Raw genomic sequence first — 2,942 nt, forward strand, 5'->3', positions numbered from 1 at the left:
TTTTTACGGTTTTCTTTTATTTTTTAGAAAAGTTAGATGATTTTTTTGTTTCATTTCTCAAAAATATGGTAAACTAATAAGGAAACTTTAGAGAAAGCACCTATATTATGAGCAAATACAAAGAAGTCTATCAAAATATCAAAAATAAAATTGATTCAGGCGAGTTAAAAGCTAATCAAGAATTACCGAGTGAAAATGAGTTGATGACGCAGTATGGCTTTTCAAAAGATACCATACGAAAAGCTCTCTCTCTTTTAGAACTCGATGGCTATATCCAAAAAATGAGAGGGCGTAACTCCATTGTCCTCGAGCATGGTCGAACTAAAAATAATTATCTAGCTGAGATCAAAACATCAGGTGAACTCAACCGTGATGCGAATCACACAATTGAGACACAACTTACTAGCCTTTATATTGTACAAGGTGAGCAAGTATTGATGGATACCTTTAAAGTAGATGACAGCGTTGACTTTTATCGTGTTTCCAGAAGTCGAAAAATTGACGGGGAGCGCCTAGAATATGAACTCTCCTACTTCGACCGTCGTGTTGTCCCTTATCTTAATAAAGAGATTGCAGAGACTTCCATCTACCAATATTTAGAAGAGGAATTACATCTTAAGATCACCCATTCGAGACGTGAAATCTCATTTCGATATGCAACAAATGAAGAAAAAGAACATATGGATTTGGGAGATTATGACATGGTGGCTGTGGTCACTAGTCTAACCTATCTTTCAAATGGTCAAGTTTTCCAATATGGAACCATCACTTACCGACCAGACAAGTTTACTTTTGTCACTATGGCTAAACGTTAAAAAATCGCTAGGAATAGCCGAGCTGACACCTAGCAGTTTAGTTATTAGGGGTTAATAGTAGCGAGTCAGTCCGCCTGACTCGCTTTTTCGTTGTTTAGTTTTCCGATGAAATTGTAATAAATGTCTATCTGGATAATTCGGTTGCGTTTCGTGCCAGTTGGCCTGTGAATTACAATCTTGTCAATCAGCTCATTTACCATTTCAACGGTTAACTCTGAAACTTGTGTATATTTGGAAATTCTCGTCATAAACTTGGAGATATTCAGGACGTCTTCTTGTTGTTTGGCGAGTTTTTCTGTTAAGTCAGAAATGGAAGTTTGAAGTTGTTTCTGTTCTTCTTCATAAGTCTGGCTTAACTTCACGAAGCGTTCATCTGAAATTTTGCCAAGAAGATTGTCTTCGTAAAGCTGTTGAATAATACGGTCGATTTCTTTGGAGCGGTGTTCGTCCTTTTGGAGTTGCTGACGCTGGCGTTTGTTGTCCTTGCTGAATTGAGCCTGACTTTGTTGTTCTAACTTCTTCAAAAAGTTTTCTCGGTCAAGCTGGGCTTCAAAAATGGTCTGGCGGAGTTTGTCGCTCACAATCGCAATCAGAGCGGATTTCTGAATGTAGTGTGGATTCTCACACCCGTCAATTGGTCTGCGGTAGCCAGAACATTTGTAATGGTCGTGATTTAATCCATTTTTCTCTTGCGGACAAAAGTAATGCTTCCGCCCACAAGTTCCACAAAAGACCAGTCCCGCAAACAGATTTTCATGTCCAAGCCGATTTTTATACCGCTGATTTGAACGCTTGTGGCTTCGCATTTTCTGGACAATATCGAAAGTTTCTTGGTCTATAATCGCTTCATGGGTATTCTTGAAAATTAACCAATCTTCTTTCGGATTATTTATTTGACGCTTGTCTTTATAAGACTTTGAGCGCTTCCGAAGATTGACGGTATGTCCAAGATATTCTTCGCGTCCTAATAGCCTTGTGATTGTTTCACGACTCCAGTAATAAGGCGAATAGTTAGAATTTTTCACTCCAGAAAGTGGCTTCCTGCCATTCTTGATTCGATAAACATCTGGTTTTTCGATATGTTCAGTTTCAAGCAACTTACCAATTTCATTGGCTGATTTACCGCTTTTCGCTTCTTGAAAAATCCGTTTCACAACTTTGCTGGCAACTGGGTCAATTATCCAGTTTTTAGGGTTGTCTGGGTCTTTCATATAACCGTAAGGCGGATTAACCGTCACACGTTCACCAGCTCGTGCTTTAGCTTGAATAACCGCCCGAATTTTCTTGCTGGTATCTGCAGCATACATTTCGTCCATGAGACTTTTGATAGGTAAGAAAATCGAGTTGGTTTCATTCGGTTTGTTCGAGTCTATGCCGTCATTAAGGGCTATAAATCGGACATCAAAACTCGGAAAAGTAATTTCCGTTAGTTGCCCAACCTTGATATAAGACCGCCCCAAACGGCTCAAATCCTTAACGATGAAGTTTGAAACTTGCCCATTTTCTACAAGCCGTAACGCTTCTGAAATAGCCGGTCGTTCAAAATTTGTTCCGCTGAAGCCATCATCAACGAAAAGGACGGGATTTGGCAGTTTTTGTCTGGTTACCACTTCAAAAAGAATATTCTTCTGATTGATAATAGAATTACTGTCTCCGTCCAATCCGTCGTCTTGGCTCAAACGGCAATAAACAACCGTAATATCTGACAGTCTGGAAGTATCTACTTGTCTATAATCTGAAATTGTCAAAGTTCTGTTCATGTGTTTTCTCCTTTTGGAGTTCACACACCTTATACTTCTATTATACCATTTTTACTACTGTTAAAGTAGTGATTTATCGCTTAAAATCAGCCTTTCTAAGACATTTTCAAGCGGACGATTTCCAGTAAAATAGTGGCAGACAAAGTAAGTTGTTCGACCGATTTGCTTCTTTTCGTGCTTGGTGTGCGAGCTGGTTATGGAGTCTTTATCTTGATTTTTCAAGTCCATCAATCCCTCCTTTGATATAGTTTTGGTAGTCGTCCAGAGTAATCACGGTGAACAATCCCCAAAAGTTATAAAGTTCTTTCTGGATAGTTTTGGAAATGGCTAGCTTTCGTTTGTCGTCTGGAACTATCCAAAGCACAAA

At 39.0% G+C, this 2,942-nt stretch carries 3 protein-coding genes; 1 reads left to right on the forward strand and 2 read right to left on the reverse strand.

The features are described from left to right. The first annotated feature begins 104 nt into the window (after positions 1–104). Complete coding sequence (locus ACQRDX_RS09100; RefSeq protein ID WP_354368816.1) at positions 105–815, forward strand: UTRA domain-containing protein; 711 nt, start codon at positions 105–107, stop codon at positions 813–815. Between the two features lie 65 nt (positions 816–880). Here the strand turns inward: ACQRDX_RS09100 and ACQRDX_RS09105 are convergent, their stop codons facing one another. Next, entirely contained in the window at positions 881–2,575 is a 1,695-nt protein-coding gene (locus ACQRDX_RS09105; protein ID WP_427886123.1) for a recombinase family protein, read from the reverse strand. A 60-nt stretch (positions 2,576–2,635) separates the two neighbouring features. After that, positions 2,636–2,803, reverse strand: coding sequence for a hypothetical protein (locus ACQRDX_RS09110; RefSeq protein ID WP_427886125.1), 168 nt, complete (start codon positions 2,801–2,803; stop codon positions 2,636–2,638). Positions 2,804–2,942: the final 139 nt, after the last annotated feature.

The organism is Streptococcus sp. SGI.013 (assembly GCF_050315295.1).
Classification (GTDB): domain Bacteria; phylum Bacillota; class Bacilli; order Lactobacillales; family Streptococcaceae; genus Streptococcus; species Streptococcus porcorum.

Coding starts and splice junctions, on each gene's coding strand:
- ACQRDX_RS09105 (WP_427886123.1), bottom strand. CDS start 2,575: ATGAACAGAACTTTGACAATTTCAGATTATAGACAAGTAGATACTTCC.
- ACQRDX_RS09110 (WP_427886125.1), bottom strand. CDS start 2,803: ATGGACTTGAAAAATCAAGATAAAGACTCCATAACCAGCTCGCACACC.